The organism is Paenibacillus sp. J45TS6 (assembly GCF_018403285.1).
GTDB lineage: Bacteria > Bacillota > Bacilli > Paenibacillales > Paenibacillaceae > Paenibacillus.
Window position 1 is genome coordinate 61665 of the sequence record NZ_BOSJ01000014.1, and the last position, 15570, is coordinate 77234.

13 protein-coding genes are annotated in these 15570 nt (G+C 41.0%); all 13 read right to left on the bottom strand.

The window, feature by feature from the left end; translation table 11 throughout:
* Positions 1–20: 20 nt before the first annotated feature.
* The 13 genes from kduI to KJS58_RS18575 all read right to left on the bottom strand — a co-directional run bounded on the left by kduI (position 21) and on the right by KJS58_RS18575 (position 15564).
* Entirely contained in the window at positions 21–851 is an 831-nt protein-coding gene (gene kduI / locus KJS58_RS18515) for a 5-dehydro-4-deoxy-D-glucuronate isomerase (RefSeq protein ID WP_213534707.1), read from the bottom strand.
* A gap of 191 nt (positions 852–1042) precedes the next feature.
* Complete coding sequence (gene deoC, locus KJS58_RS18520; RefSeq protein WP_213534709.1) at positions 1043–1720, bottom strand: deoxyribose-phosphate aldolase; 678 nt, start codon at positions 1718–1720, stop codon at positions 1043–1045.
* Between the two features lie 243 nt (positions 1721–1963).
* Positions 1964–2299, bottom strand: coding sequence for a cytochrome o ubiquinol oxidase subunit IV (cyoD, locus tag KJS58_RS18525; protein WP_191803969.1), 336 nt, complete (start codon positions 2297–2299; stop codon positions 1964–1966).
* A 1-nt stretch (position 2300) separates the two neighbouring features.
* Complete coding sequence (cyoC, locus tag KJS58_RS18530) at positions 2301–2918, bottom strand: cytochrome o ubiquinol oxidase subunit III (protein WP_213534711.1); 618 nt, start codon at positions 2916–2918, stop codon at positions 2301–2303.
* Positions 2918–4891 (bottom strand): cbb3-type cytochrome c oxidase subunit I, encoded by a 1974-nt coding sequence (locus tag KJS58_RS18535; RefSeq protein ID WP_213534713.1) that lies wholly within the window; start codon positions 4889–4891, stop codon positions 2918–2920. Before KJS58_RS18535 ends, cyoC begins: the two co-directional genes overlap by 1 nt.
* A 29-nt stretch (positions 4892–4920) precedes the next feature.
* On the bottom strand, positions 4921–5835 hold the full coding sequence (gene qoxA / locus KJS58_RS18540; protein WP_213534715.1) for a cytochrome aa3 quinol oxidase subunit II: 915 nt from the start codon (positions 5833–5835) through the stop codon (positions 4921–4923).
* A 280-nt stretch (positions 5836–6115) separates the two neighbouring features.
* Complete coding sequence (locus tag KJS58_RS18545) at positions 6116–6382, bottom strand: hypothetical protein (protein WP_249717620.1); 267 nt, start codon at positions 6380–6382, stop codon at positions 6116–6118.
* A gap of 332 nt (positions 6383–6714) precedes the next feature.
* Complete coding sequence (locus KJS58_RS18550; RefSeq protein ID WP_213534716.1) at positions 6715–8079, bottom strand: GH1 family beta-glucosidase; 1365 nt, start codon at positions 8077–8079, stop codon at positions 6715–6717.
* Positions 8080–8340: 261 nt separating this feature from the next.
* Positions 8341–10038, bottom strand: coding sequence for an ABC transporter substrate-binding protein (locus tag KJS58_RS18555; RefSeq protein WP_213534718.1), 1698 nt, complete (start codon positions 10036–10038; stop codon positions 8341–8343).
* A 107-nt stretch (positions 10039–10145) separates the two neighbouring features.
* Positions 10146–11045, bottom strand: coding sequence for a carbohydrate ABC transporter permease (locus tag KJS58_RS18560; RefSeq protein ID WP_213534720.1), 900 nt, complete (start codon positions 11043–11045; stop codon positions 10146–10148).
* Between the two features lie 15 nt (positions 11046–11060).
* Complete coding sequence (locus KJS58_RS18565) at positions 11061–12044, bottom strand: ABC transporter permease (RefSeq protein WP_213534722.1); 984 nt, start codon at positions 12042–12044, stop codon at positions 11061–11063.
* 170 nt (positions 12045–12214) lie between these two features.
* Entirely contained in the window at positions 12215–13771 is a 1557-nt protein-coding gene (locus KJS58_RS18570) for a response regulator transcription factor (RefSeq protein WP_213534724.1), read from the bottom strand.
* Positions 13771–15564 carry a cache domain-containing sensor histidine kinase gene (locus tag KJS58_RS18575; RefSeq protein WP_374705834.1) on the bottom strand — a complete coding sequence of 598 codons (1794 nt, stop codon included), beginning with the start codon at positions 15562–15564 and terminating at the stop codon, positions 13771–13773. The genes KJS58_RS18570 and KJS58_RS18575 overlap by 1 nt, the downstream gene beginning before the upstream one ends.
* Positions 15565–15570: the final 6 nt, after the last annotated feature.

The following is a 15570-nucleotide window of genomic DNA, read 5'->3' on the forward strand; positions in this document are numbered from 1 at the left end:
TCTGTATTTCTGTCTTACGTCTATTTTAGCTCGGTCATTGCAACGCCGTCCATATCATCGAACGTTTGGTTCTCACCGGCCATTGCCCAGCAGAAAGTGTAGTTGCTTGTTCCTACACCGCTATGGATGGACCAACTAGGAGAAATGATTGCCTGACCTTGCCGAACAACGAGATGTCTTGTTTCATCCGGCTCCCCCATCATATGGAAAACAGCACCTTGCTCTGGCAGATTAAAATACAAGTAAACTTCAGAACGACGATTGTGGGTATGTGCAGGCATTGTGTTCCACATATTCCCTGGAGCTAGTTCTGTAATCCCAAGTACTAACTGACAGCTTTTGATACCGCCTTCATGAATGTATTTGTAAATCGTTCTTTCATTTGAAGATTCAATGCTGCCAAGGTGACTTGGTGTTGCATCTTCTTGTGTAGCTTTTACCGTAGGATAAGCATGATGAGCCGGTGTAGATACAAAATAAAACTGCGGTGCTTCCTCCGCTCCTGCATGGAAAATAACTTCTTTTACACCTAAGCCGATATATAAGCATTCTTTTGCTCCTACCTCGTATCTCACACCATCAGCTGACACGGTACCATGTCCGCCTATGTTAATAATTCCAACTTCACGGCGAGCAAGGAAGAAGTCCGTACCGATATCCTTCAGCGGAACTTCAAGTTTAATATCTTTGGATACAGGAACAGCGGAACCTACAATATAACGATCTACATGCGAGTACACTGTGACGAGTTCGTCCTTAGTAAACAGCTCTTCGATCAGGAACTCCTCACGTAAACGTTTTGTATCAAATTTCTTCACTTCATTGGGATGGGACGCATAACGGTTTTGCATTTCTCTTCAACCCTTTCCATAGTGAATAATATAATATTTTGGTTCATATAGGTTTATATTAGTTCATTTTGTTTCATTTGTGTATACCTTTTTTAAATAAAGATAAAATAAATCACTAAATCTTAATAATGAAGACAAAAAAAACGACCCCTAAAGGAGTCGTTTTCTACGTTATTTTTAGATCTGAGGTTTTAGTAGCTGCTGTTAGAACGTTCACCTTTTGCAATAGCTACGCCGCCGCTTGTCCCAATTCGGGAAGCTCCTGCTTCGATCATTACTAGTGCATCTTCAGCGCTCCGGACTCCTCCGGATGCCTTTACGCCAACATTAGGACCGACTGTCTTACGCATAAGAGCAATGTCTTCTTTGGTTGCTCCGCCCGTAGAGAACCCGGTTGATGTTTTAACAAAGTCTGCTCCTGCCTGCACTGCAAGTTTGCACGCACGTACTTTCTCTTCCTCCGTTAACAGACAAGTCTCAATAATTACTTTCGTAAGAGCCTTTCCTTTGGCAGCATCAACGACAGCTTTGATATCGGCAGCAACATAGTCATCATTGCCGTCTTTCAGTTCGCTAATGTTAATTACCATATCTACTTCGGTAGCTCCGTTAGCAATTGCATCCTTGGTCTCATAGGCTTTGACCTCTGACGTAGTCGCTCCAAGGGGAAACCCAATTACTGTACATACTTTTACCTGCGGTGTATCTTTCAACACTTCATAAGCAGTCGATACAAATCCTGGATTCACACATACAGAAGCAAATCCATATGTTTTTGCCTCTTCTGCAAGTTTAATAATATCTTCACGGCGGGCATCAGCCTTAAGTAATGTATGGTCAATTAATGGAGCAATCGCGGTTTGTGTCATGATTGGAATCGTCCCTTCTTATATCAATCCTAGATGTGTTAGTTAACATCTGTAAAAGTTCATCTGTAATCATAACAAGACTATCTTCGTAAAGCAAAGGTCATCCTGAATTTATACTACAGTTTGTGTAACCTGCCTCCTTTCCATTCAGCTAGTAAGCAGATTTCATTTCGCCAAGCAAATAAAAAAACACCTTGCCCGCTCGGTAAAAAGCAGACAAGGTGTTTAGGTTAATCATTTTGATTAATGAGCAACCGCGTTGTTCATCATGATCCAGATGGAACCTACAACAATTGTAAGTACCAATAAAAGTCCAAGAATCAAAGCCATGACATTCCATTTTGGTTTACCCGGTTCTCCTTCACGAACATGCATAAAGAAGAAGAGCTGAACAATAAACTGCAATATTGCCATAATCAGAATAATGATCATGTTTACTGTTTTATCGAACATATCGTTCAAAACTACCACAAGCGGGATGATCGTGAGCACGATCGAAATCAAATATCCAATGAGGTAAGATTTGAATGACCCGTGGTTCTCATGAGAATCATGTGTATGGTTATGTTGCTCTGCCATCTTACATCACCCCCATCAAGTAGACGACGGTAAGCAAGAAGATCCATACCACGTCCAAAAAGTGCCAGAACAGGCTAAGTGCCATTACTTTACCGCGAGTTACAGACGTAATGCCGCGTTTCTTGAGTTGAAGTAAGAGTCCGAACATCCAAACGAGACCAAAGGTAACGTGAGCCCCGTGTGTTCCTACCAGGGTAAAGAATGCACCAGTGAAAGCACTTGTTGTAATCGTAGCACCTTCATGAACCATTTCAACAAACTCGAAAATTTCAAGTCCTAAGAACGCGAGTCCGAGTACCCCAGTTACGATAAGCCAGGATATCAAACCTTTCTTATCACCGCGGTTCATCGCGAGTACTGCTAGACCACTTGTAAAACTACTTGTTAATAGGATAAATGTTTCTGCAATAACACCTGGCATCTTAAACAGTTCAGCACCCGTAGGTCCGCCTGCTGTATTATCACGCAGCACGATAAATGTCGCGAAGAATACGGCAAACAGGATAAGGTCAGAAATCAAGAACAACCAGAAGCCGAGCATTTTCAGTTCTTGTGGATCATGATGTCCATGATCGTGATCATGTGCATTTGAATGTTGATTTGTTACTGTATGTGCCATTATACCGACCCCCTCAAGGCTGTTTCGGTACGATTTACTTCTTCAGCCGGAATGTAATAATCCGTATCGTACTGGAATGAGCGGGCAACTAAACATGCCGCTACACCGATGAGACCCGGAATGTACATCCAAGACCAGCCCCACACAAATCCAAAACCAGCAATAAAGAAGAATACTGCCATAACAATCGGAATCCCTGTGTTTTTCGGCATATGAATCGGTTCATATGCTGGCGGTGTTTCAGCCTGTTGGTTAGCTCTACGCTGTTTGTCTTCCCAGAATTGGTCAACAGAGTCAACCTTAGGTACGATAGCAAAGTTATATTCAGGTACAGGAGACGGAATAGACCATTCCAGGGTACGTGCATCCCAAGGATCCGCTCCCACTTTATTTTCTTTATGCTTACGAATACCATCTGCAATTTGCAGAAGCTGGAACAAGAAACCTGCACCCATGAGGAATGCGCCGACGGAAGAAACGAGGTTGAGCGGCATCCATCCTGTATCCCAACCATATGTGCTTAGACGACGAGTCATACCCATCAGACCCAGCGCATATTGCGGCATAAATGTAAGGTAGAAACCAATGTTCCAAGTCCAGAATGCCCAGTGTCCCCAGCGATCCGGTAATGTAAAGCCGAACAGTTTAGGCCACCAGTAGTACATCCCTGCAAAGTAACCGAACACAACGCCACCGATAAGTACTTGGTGGAAGTGAGCGATCAGGAAGTAACTGTTGTGGAACTGGAAGTCTGCTGGCGCTACCGACAGCATTACCCCTGTCATCCCCCCGATAATAAAGCATGGGAAGAAGGCAATCGTCCACATCATTGGAAGTGTAAAGCGAATCCGTCCGCGATACATCGTAAACAGCCAGTTAAAGACTTTAACCCCTGTAGGGATAGCTATAAGCATTGTCGTTATCGCAAAGAACGCGTTGACATCGGCGCCCGAGCCCATGGTAAAGAAGTGATGGACCCAAGTAAAGAAGGACAATACGCTGATAATCAGCATTGCGAATACCATCGATTTATATCCAAACAATTTCTTTCTCGAGAACGTAGCAACAACCTCGGAGAAGATACCGAATGCCGGTAAGACTACGATATAAACCTCTGGGTGACCCCACATCCAGATCAAGTTGATGTACATCATCGGGTTACCCCCGAGATCCAGTGTGAAGAAGTGAGTTCCTGCAAAACGGTCCATAAACAGAAGGAACAAGGTTACCGTCAAAATCGGGAATGCAAACAAGATAATAATGTTTGTTGCAAAAACGGACCAAGTGAACATCGGCATTTTCATCCAAGTCATACCTGGTGCACGCATTTTAATAATGGTTACTAAGAAGTTAATCCCCGTTGCGAGGGAACCGATACCTGATATCTGGATACCCCATATATAGAAGTTCTGTCCTACCCCCGGACTAAACTGTAGTCCTGATAGAGGCGGATAACTCAGCCAACCTGCAGCTGGTGAACCCCCGATAACAAATGAAACGTTAAAGAGCATAGCTCCTAAGAAGAATAACCAAAAACTCAGTGCATTCAAATAAGGGAATGCAACGTCACGCGCTCCAATTTGCAGCGGTGTAACGATATTAAATAATCCGAACATAAATGGCATGGCCATAAACAGGATCATGATTGTACCGTGCGTTGTAAATACGGCATTATAGTGGTCCGCATGAAGGAATTCCATATTCGGCATGGCCAATTGGAATCTCATCATCAGGGCGTCAACCCCGCCGCGGAACATCATTAGGATCGCCGCCAAAATATACATGATACCGATTTTCTTATGGTCAACCGTAGTTAACCAGTTTTTCCAGAGCCATTTCCACTTTTTAAAGTAGGTGAGCCCGACTATGATTGCAATCGATGCAAGACCAATCGAAACTTGTGCCCCTAGAATGAGGGGGTCACCCGTAACGAGGAATTCAGTAGTCAGGAACTCCCAAAACTCACTTAGCATGGATGAGGGCCTCCTTTCGAGCTATTCATTTATTCTTTTGCAGCTTCTTCAGAAGCATTTTCATTCTTATCAACTACATATTTCGTAACGATATTCTGGAACATTTCATCTGGAACTGCAGAGAAATATTGTTCATCTTCGACACTTGGCAATACAAGGTCTTCATAAGATTCTTCGGTAAGAGGCTCGGATTGGACTTTTACTTCTTTCACCCAAGCTTCATACTCTTCATCCGATACTGCATTCACATCAAATCTCATCTCTTGGAAGTATTCCCCGGAGAAGTTAGCACCTGAACCTTTATAAACACCAGGCTCATCCGCTTGCAGATGAAGTACCATAGCCATACCGGACATCGTATACATCTGTCCGCCAAGTTCAGGTATCCAGAACGAGTTCATCGGTGCATCTGAGGTAAGTTCAAAGCGAATTGGTGTATCTTCCGGAATCGTAAGTGTATTCACACTTGCTATATCCTCATCCGGATACATAAACAGCCATTTCCAGTCTAGTGAGACTGCCTGAATCGTAATAGGCTCTTTGTCCGATGCCAGTGGTTTTGAAGGCTCAGTGGCATAGGTGTACCGCACAGTAACCGCACCAAGAATGATAATGATAAGGATTGGAATCCCCCACCAGATCACTTCGGCAGTCGTATTGTGCGACCAATTAGGTGTGTATTTTGATTTGTTGTCTGGTGTATCACGGTATTTCCATACAATGACACCTACGAGTATTAAGGTTGGTACAATAATGATCGCGCACAAAATGGTTGAAATAATGATTAAGTCTCTTTGTGCATCGCCGATCGGTCCTTTCGGATCGAGAACAACGTATCTTCCTCTTTCATCCGCAAACATAGCCCATACCATGACACCAATGGTGACAAGTGACAGGACAACAGCGATAATGATTTTGGAAAGCGACCTAGGTTTTTTGTTCATCTTGATCCCCTCTCCTTACGCGCTATTACAAAACGATACTATAATATCTTCTACCTAAAGATATCAGATATTAACAGGCATAAACGTCTTGTTAACAAATTTGTCGAAATTGATCATATCATTTGTGAATCTTTTCTCACAAATGATTTTCTCCCTTGATTTTTAAACGCAAAAAACCTTAGCCATTGGACACGGTGGGTGCCAACTAACTAAGGTTTTTTACCTTTAGAATATGTTTTTGAATCAATTCTTCTCTTCTTCCCAGATGAACTCATTTTCTTTAATCAGTATCCCGTTCATTTCTTCTAATATTAAGAAGACCCATAGCTTTCCCAATAAAATAAATATAGACGCTTCCTACCAAGAATCCAATGCCCACCATGATTCCTGTATTACTATTCGTCAAAGCATGAAGGTTAAACAAACAAATAACAACTCCAGTGATGAGAGCTACCCAAGCCATAACCGTCATCATAAAAACCATCTGAGTTAAACGAGCATCATTCTCCTTGTTGTCGCTTACACGTACCGGTTTATTAAAAATCATTATTTTTCAACTCCTTCTAATATTTGTAAGTGCTTACTACATTTAATATATCATACTTTCACTAAATTGTTCACTATTTGTTCAAATTTTAGTCAAACTTTGTTCATTATTTTTACACTTTAAGGTTTTTACCCTTATTTTTACATCTTTAATCATGACTTTTGTGGTTGACTTTACTTCGTTTAATGTGTTTTTAAGGTTTTCGTGTTATAAGACCACAGTAAAAAAACCGCCTAAGAGAATGAATCTCCGGCGGTTCTATAACTTATAAGCTATGAATGGTGACATATTGCACTCTTAAATGGAGCGCAGGCCCGATCATTAATGTTATTCTACGATTGCAATTTCAACACGTCTTTCGTTTCCAGCCAATTATTACGAATTACATTCTGATACCAATAGAAGCTTTCTTTTGGGGTGCGAACCAAAGAACGATAATCTACATGCACTAGACCAAATCTCATCCGGTAACCTTCTGCCCATTCGAAATTGTCCATGAGAGACCAGGCCATATACCCCTTTAGATTAATACCGTCACTAATTGCACGGTGGACTTGAGCTATATGCTGCTGCAAGTAAGAAATTCGGCGAAAATCTTTCACTTCTCCATTTTCCACACCATCATTAATGCACGCACCATTCTCGGTAATGTAGATATCTATATTGCCGTATTTTTGCAAGTGATGCAGCGCCTCATATAATCCGCGTGACTCAACCGGCCAGCCTATATCGGTACGAACAAGCCCCATATCGAGCGGCTCCATCTGCAGAATTCCACCATCTGGATTATATCGATCCACACTCATCGTGTAATAGTTGATACCAAGATGATCGATTGGCTGACAGATCGTCTCCATATCCCCTGGCTGAATGTCAGGCTTCGCTCCAGCCGCTTCAAACCAGTCCAGCATAAACTGTGGATAGGACCCTTTAAATACAGGATCTAGGAACCAATCTGCAAACCAAGCAATATGTCGATCAGCTGCAGCCTGATCCGCTTCATTTTTGCTATAAGGTACTGCCCACTCCATATTGGGTGCGATACCAATCTTGCCGTCTATTCCGAGCTCACGGAATTTTTGTACAGACTTACCATGAGCAACTAAAATTCCGTGTCCTACATTTAAAGAAACTTGTAAATCTCTATTCCCGGGGGCATGAGCGCCAATGAAGTTAGATAGAAAAGCAATGCACCACGGTTCATTAAATGTAAGCCAATATTTGATTTTACCACCGAATTCACGGAACATGACTTCAGAGTATTTTACAAAGGCATCTACTGTCCGTCTGTTCTCCCAACCTCCGATATCTTGAAGAGCTTGCGGGAGATCCCAGTGATAGAGAGTACAGAAGGGTTCAATATCATTTTCAATCAATTTATCTACAAAGCGATGATAAAAATCGAGTCCCTTTTGATTAATCTCTCCGTCCCCGTCAGGGATAATACGAGGCCAAGCTATAGAGAACCGATACGTTTTAATACCAAGTTCCTTCATTAGAGCAATATCTTCTTCGTATCTGTGGTAGCTGTCACAAGCTACATCCCCGTTGTCGCCATTAAAAACTTTTCCAGGCGTCTTTGCAAAGGTATCCCAGATAGAAATTCCTCTTCCATCCTCTTTCGTTGCTCCTTCGATCTGGTATGATGCCGTTGCTGTTCCCCACTTAAAATCACTTGGAAACTGAAAAATTGTCAATGTAATTCCCTCCATTTTTTAGTTCAACAACCTATGTAACTATCGTTTTTTGACACAAAGACCAAAAAATATCTAAAACGTTTTCGAAATACATATAAAAAAGATAAACCTATTTTTAATTATCATTTTTATATGTATTGTAGCTCCCACTCATACCTTGAACGCTTTCGTTATACTTCGATCGCATCTATCGGTGAATGAAAATCCGTTATTTATTATAGAAAAGGGGACCTTTCAGAATCCCCTTTTCCTTTACAAATCTTATTTCACGTCTTTACCTGTCCACAATCTTACTCTTTCTTTAATCCACTCTGTATATTGTTGCTCCATTTCTACTGCGCCTGCTTTATCAAGTTCAGCTAACATGTTGTCATAGACTTGATCAAATTTATCTGTGGTAGAAACGATCGCTTCTGGAACACGTTTTTGAACGATATCTTGAGTTTTTTGATAGATAACTTGGTATTTACCGTCAGAAGGTACTGGCATATTGTAAGCCGCTCCCCACTCTTTCACTTCGAAATCCTCTTCCGTTGGGAACAGCTCTTTCCAAGTAGAAATACCGTATCCTTTTAATGCTTCTTTTTCTCCTGCCGAATAACTGGCTACAATTTGTTCAGGGAAATTCGTAGTGTAGTAGTTGCCTGATGGATCTTTTACACCATCTCCATAGTGTGGACCAAAGACAAAGTATAGCCCAATTCCGCTTTCTTTCGTGAAGTTTGCGTTATCATTATTCTTACGTTCCTGTACATCAGCTGGAATCACACGAACGCCGTCTTCTACATTATAGTGTTCTCCTTCAACACCCCAGTTACGAAGTACCTGTGCTTCATCCGAAGCCATCCAGTCTAAAAATTTAATTGCACGAACTGGATCTTCACAGTTTTCTGTAATTCCGATACCATAACCATCGGAACCAACCGGTTGGAAGTCTGCACGTTTAAATTCGGGAGTAAGCGTTACAGGATAATGACCATAAGTCATTTCGTCTTTACCTGCATTTTTTAATGCTACTTCTGCATCATTGTAAGCCCACTCCTGATCGATCAAACCAAGAACACGACCACTTGCGATTTTTGCTTTATATTGATCTTCTTTTTGAATAAAGGTATCTTTGTCGAGAAGACCTTCGTTATACATTTTGTTCAACCAGCGGAAATATTCTTTTTCTTCTGGACGTTTGTAATGAAGCATGGCTTCATACGTTTCTGGATTAATGTAGTATTCACCATCATCAGGTCCACCTGTAGCAGCAACAGCAGGGTTAGTCACTGTGATCATACTTCTCCATCCATCTGCACTAAGGGTAAGTGGAATCGTTGGCTGACCGTCTTCTGTTGTTGGATGCGCTTTGTAGTATTCACGCAGTGCGTTCTCGAAATCCTCCACTGTTTTGATCTCAGGATAACCGAGTTCTTTTACCACACGGTGCTGCAGTTCAAATCCGCCTGTATTATCAAAAGTCTGTTGATCTACAGATCCATTCGTAGGAATCGTATAGATCGCTTGATCCTCATTACTATATTTCAAACGATTCATTTCTTCGCCATACATTTTTTTAATATTAGGTGCATGCTCTTCAATAAGTTCTGTCAGGTCAATCATAGCCCCTGCATCGACTAGTTTAGATAAGTTTCCTTTAGGAAAGATCATATCAGGATAATCGCCGCTGGCAGCCATTAATGCAATTTTATCATCCCCGCCACCACTAGCAATATCATATTCTGCGTTAATCGTAACGCCCGTTGCTTCCGTAATCTTCTTACCTACCGCATCTTGCATTTTATTCCAATATGGACTTGTATCTGCTCCAAAGAAGCTGAACGTAATCGGCGCGTTTGAATCTGGATCCGCCGTAGTTGGTTCCTCTCCTTTAGTGTTTCCACAAGCAGCAGTAAACAGCATGGTACTGGCAAGTAGCAACATTGCTATTGTTTTCGGCGCTTTATGTTTCATTTGACATAATCCCCCTTAATATAAGTAACTTATATATGCATAACAGGTCACCCTGTATATACCAAAGAAAGTACTCGTTCAATTGTAAATTTATAAGTGAACTTCGATTACGCTTTTACTGCACCTAGTGTCATACCGCCAACAAAGTATTTTTGAAGGAATGGATATACAACCAGGATTGGTAAAGTGACAACAATCGTAATTGCCATTCGAATGGATTCAGGTGATACTTGCGCCATTTGTTGAGCCAGATCATTGGCATTAATATTAGATCCGCCTTGCTGTGTACTTTGCAGAACTTTCATCAGCTCATACTGAAGTGTCGTAAGTTCAGGTTTTGAACCGTTGTAAAGATACGTATCAAACCAAGCATTCCACTGACCTACTGCGAGGAACAATGCAATGGTAGCAAGTACAGGCTTACATAATGGCAGGATGACTTTGTAATAAATAGTGAGGTCATTTGCACCATCAAGTTTCGCTGATTCTTGAAGAGCATATGGCAAACCGTCAATAAAGGATCGGATAACGAACACGTTAAACGCGCTGACCATCATCGGCAAGATATAAATCCAGAATGTGCCGATGAGATGCAAGTCTTTCATCAGAATGTATCCCGGAATCAAACCACCAGAGAAATACATCGTAAGTGCAAGGAATGTGGATACAAATTTTTTGATTCTGAAATCAGGACGACTTAGTGTGTAGGCAATCATTGAGGAGCTGAGCAGTCCTAGAAACGTTCCTATAATCGTTCTAGCAAATGAAATCTTGGCTCCCTGGATCAGTCCATCATATTGAAAGATTGTTTTGTAATTTTCCAGTGTAAATTCTCGAGGCCATAAGTAAATGCCCCCTCGAACCGTATCGGTTGAATCGTTCAAGGAAATGGCTAGTACATTCAAAAAGGGATACAAGGTTACCGTCAGGATCGTTGCCATTAGTATATAATTTGCAATATCAAATACCTTCTCCGATTTTGTCGCATTAAAAGCTTTAACACTCATGTTATTTCCTCCTTTCTACATGATGCTTTCTTTCGTGAATTTCTTGAAGAGACCGTTTGCAACGAACAACAAGATTACGCTGACAACCGAATTGAATATGCCGATGGCTGTACCGTATGAGTACCTGCCCATTTGTAAACCATAATTAAGCGCATAAAGATCAAGTACTTCTGAATAATCAGTTACCAGACTGTTTCCTAAGAGGAACTGTTTCTCATATCCGATACTGATCAAGTGTCCGATGGACATAATGAACAATACGGAAATGGTTGATCGAATACCCGGCAGTGTAATGTGCCACATTTGTCTCCAGCGGCTTGCTCCATCCACTCTTGAAGCTTCGTATAATTCTTGAGAAATCCCCGTAATTGCAGCTAAATAGATAATTGCGTTCCAACCCATTTCCTTCCACAGATCGGAAGCGGTTACAATGTACCAGAACAAATTCCCTTGCGCCATAAACTGAATAGGTTCATTAATAATATTTAATCCGATTAGAATATCATTTACGATTCCGCCATCCGTAGAAAGCATTTTTGTTACAATCCCAGCAACAACGACCCAGGATACAAAGTGAGGCAAATAGGATACGGTTTGCACGCTTCTTTTGAAGATCGTACCGCGTAGTTCATTCAACAAGATTGCAAAGAAGATCGGGGCTATAAATCCTACTAGAAGTCCTAATAAACTCATTGCCAGTGTATTTCTGAGTACTAGATAAAACCGCTCATCACTAAACAATTCAATGAAGTGTTCAAATCCGACCCATTTTTGTTCCGTAAAGGTCTTGGCAGGTTTGTAATTCTGGAAGGCCATTGTCCAGCCCCAAAGAGGTAAGTAATTAAATATGAAGACCCAGATCACAAAAGGTAAGGACATGAGTAATAAAAATTTCTGATCTTTCACAGTTTTCCATAAACCGTTCGGCCACTTTCGCTTAACTTGTTTCGCGGCGGAGGCCTCGGAATCCGTGGAAGCGGGCTTTGTTAGCGTTTCCATAAAATAACCCCTCCTCTGTTTGATAACATAATCATACTCCAAGATATTGCAGATCAATACCCAATGAATTTCAGAGAAAATCATATAAAAATTAGATATATTTCTAATTCTCATTGTGCAGAATGACTAAAAACAAAAAACGTTTTCGTGAGGGAGTATGAAACGATGCTCTACTTTTGACGCTGTTTATGCTGATCTCGATAGGCAGAAGGAGAAATCCCCATATATTTTTTAAATTTGGTATGGAAGTAATCTACGTTAGCATAACCGATTTGATCCGATACTTGATGAACTTTTTGCCCTTCTTCAAGAAGTGACTTTGCTTTCTCCATACGAACCTTATCTAAGAACACATTAAAAGACTCACCCGTATAATTTTTGAACAATTTTCCCAAATAGCTGCTATTGTAATTAAAAACTTCAGCAAGAACCTCCAGCTTGAGGTGATCCCCCGGATTCCTTTTAATAAAATCAATCATCTGTTTGATTACGGTATCTTTACTATTTACACCAAGCTGCTGAATCAGTTCCGAAAATTGAAGTTGTAATGTATCCAAAAGCGCAACGAACGTGGGCTGCTGATATAATGCCGATAACATAGCTGTATGTTCCGTCGCAATGAGTTTCGTCTCGGAATTTACTAGAGAAAGCTTGTTCAAAGCAACCGCAGCAATTTTAGTAATCATGTTCTTAATCTCATGTTCCGTGTAGTCCTCCGTCAACACCCACTGCTGGAATTGATCCAGGACACGTGATAATAAATCTTTACTTCGTATGTCTAAAGCATAGTAAAGTGTATCCGTGATTTTATTTTCGTCTAGTCCTTGCAATTCTTCTTCTCTCTCTTCGATAGGCATACTTAGCCCATAACCTTCATTTCTCATTAAAACCGTTTGTTCGGTAAAAAAGAACCGCTCCTCAAGTAGGTGTACAGCTTCATCATACGATGTCTTTATTTCTTCCATATGTAATACACCCGTCCCGGCAGCTATATATACAGGGCTTGAAAATCTTTTAAGAGTCATAATCGTTTCAATATAAAAGCGATGCCGTTCATCACTAGTAAGCAGAGGTGAATTAAGCAAACAGCCAATGTACTTTCCCGCTGTAAAAACAATCCCGCTCTTCGATGAAGCAAGCAGGTCTGTCATTTCCTTCTTTATTTCTGCGCTCATGTGAGTAGAAGACTCATTAAATACTTCAATAAGGACTACCTGATAGGAAGGCCAGTATAAATCATATTTTTTCAGATCTTCCGCTGCCCACACCTGTCCACCGTGCAGTATAGACTCAATTACATGTTCACGATAAAAAAAATCTTCATTCGTATTGCGCTGCTTTACACTTTGTTCTTTATCTAGACGTGCTTTAATACGCTCCAGTTCTTCCACCATTTCTTCTTCATCTACCGGTTTTAATAAGTAGCCGCCTACACCAAAACTGATCGCTTTTTTGGCATAATCAAAATCTGCATGTCCACTTAAAATAAGAAATTGACCCTTTTTCCCTTCACTGCGCAGATGTTCAATAACTTCAAGTCCAGTAAGACCTGGCATCCGGATGTCTAGGATCGTAAGGTCCGGGTTCAACTGATGATGCTTTTCAATAGCTTCTCTTCCGTTAGAAGCAGTATCGATCACCGTATAGCCCTCTTCTTCCCAGTTAATAATCGTTTTGAGCCCTTCTCTAATCATAGGTTCATCATCAACTATTAATACACTATACATTATTTGCTGCCTCCTTTAGGAACCGTAAAATGAACTTTTGTACCTTTACCGGACTCACTGGATATGATCAGACCATGCTTTTCCCCATAGGACAAGGTTAGACGCTGATGAACATTCCGCAGACCAATTCTACTTTTCTCTTGTTCATCAGAGCCTGTTATCGACGTGACTACTTCCTTCAGCCGTTCTGGGCGAATGCCCGCTCCATTATCTCGCACTGTAAAATGGACAAGGTCATTATCTTCATATAGAGAGACCTCTACTCTAACCCCATCTTCTTGATTCTCGAGACCGTGTACAATCGCATTTTCTACAAGCGGCTGAATAATAAGCGGCGGTATTTTTTCTTTCTCTATTCCTTCCTGGATGGTAAGTTCAAAATCAAGACGGTCTTCATAACGAAACTTTTGAATTTGCAAATAAGATCGAACGATTTCCATTTCTGCTTTAATGGTTGTTTTACCACTACCAATTTCCAGATTTTTACGGATGAGTTTGCCTAGTAAACGCACAATGTTTGCAATCTCTGCTTCGCCTTTAATATGCGCTTTCATTCGAATAGACTCTAGTGCATTAAATAAAAAATGAGGATTGATTTGACTAGCCATCATTTTAAGCTTAATTTCCTTTTGTGCGATCGCAAGTCGGTTGTTCTGCTCACTTGTCTCCACGACTTGTTCCATAAGCCCATTAATACTGGATACCATATGATTAAACTGTCTAGATAATTGACCAATCTCATCATTACCATCTACTTGCGATACGACCTTTAAATCTCCTAGTGCTAATCGATTAAGCTGCCTGCTGAGACGCAGTAAACGATTGGTCGTAAGCAGCGATATAACGTATACAAGAGCCATCGCGACAAAAAGCACAAGAATAATAAACAACATCCCGATTAGACTGATTTGCTTTGCGTTGGTTACTATACTTTCCTTCGAAAAAATAGAAACGATTTGAAACCCATTCATACTCGAAGATGGGGTCATTTCATCGACAATAATATTCGAAGGTTCATCATACACGTTTGCTTCGATAAGCCCTTTCTTTTGAGATCGAAGATCAACCCCCATATGAAGGGACTCAAAAGTAGACCCTACAAGTTTCGTATCTTTTGCAGCGACAATATACCCCTGAGTGTCTACAATCATGGTATTAAAAGGTTCCTGGCTCAGCATATTATTGAGTACATCACGGTTAATGAGAACCATGAGCACGCCTCGTCTCTGATATTCAGGAAATTGAACGCCTCGCACAAGACTCAGTGTATCTGCCGGATAGTCTTCTGAATTCGGAATAAAGAACCAACCAATACTCGTTGATTCCATTGCTTTCTGAAACCAAGGAGCATTCTCTATCTGAGTATCAACGGGTATAAATTCATAATTATTAACTAAGGTTGAGTTAAAAGAGAAAAAGCGAATCCCATATAATTCTCTATATTGCTGTATATAGTCGTTAAACAAGGTAAAAGAGCGATAACTTCGCGTCAGCTCTAGCATATTTTCAAACTTCGTGTTCGCAATTTCTTTTATCTCGCTATTAAACAAAAGCAGATTAGAAATATCCATAGGTACTCGAAGCAGCGTCATGGTCTGATTTTTGATACGCTCTACATTGTTTTCTGCCTGCTGCACTGCCTGATCCATCGCCTGCTGTCTGAAATAGTAGGTCACCCCTACACCAATGATGAGTACGGGAATCATGACGACAAGCACATAGCTGATAACAAGCTTATGTTTAAGCTTCATATCATTCGTACGCCGTACAATCTTTGACAGCAATCTACACACCCCTGA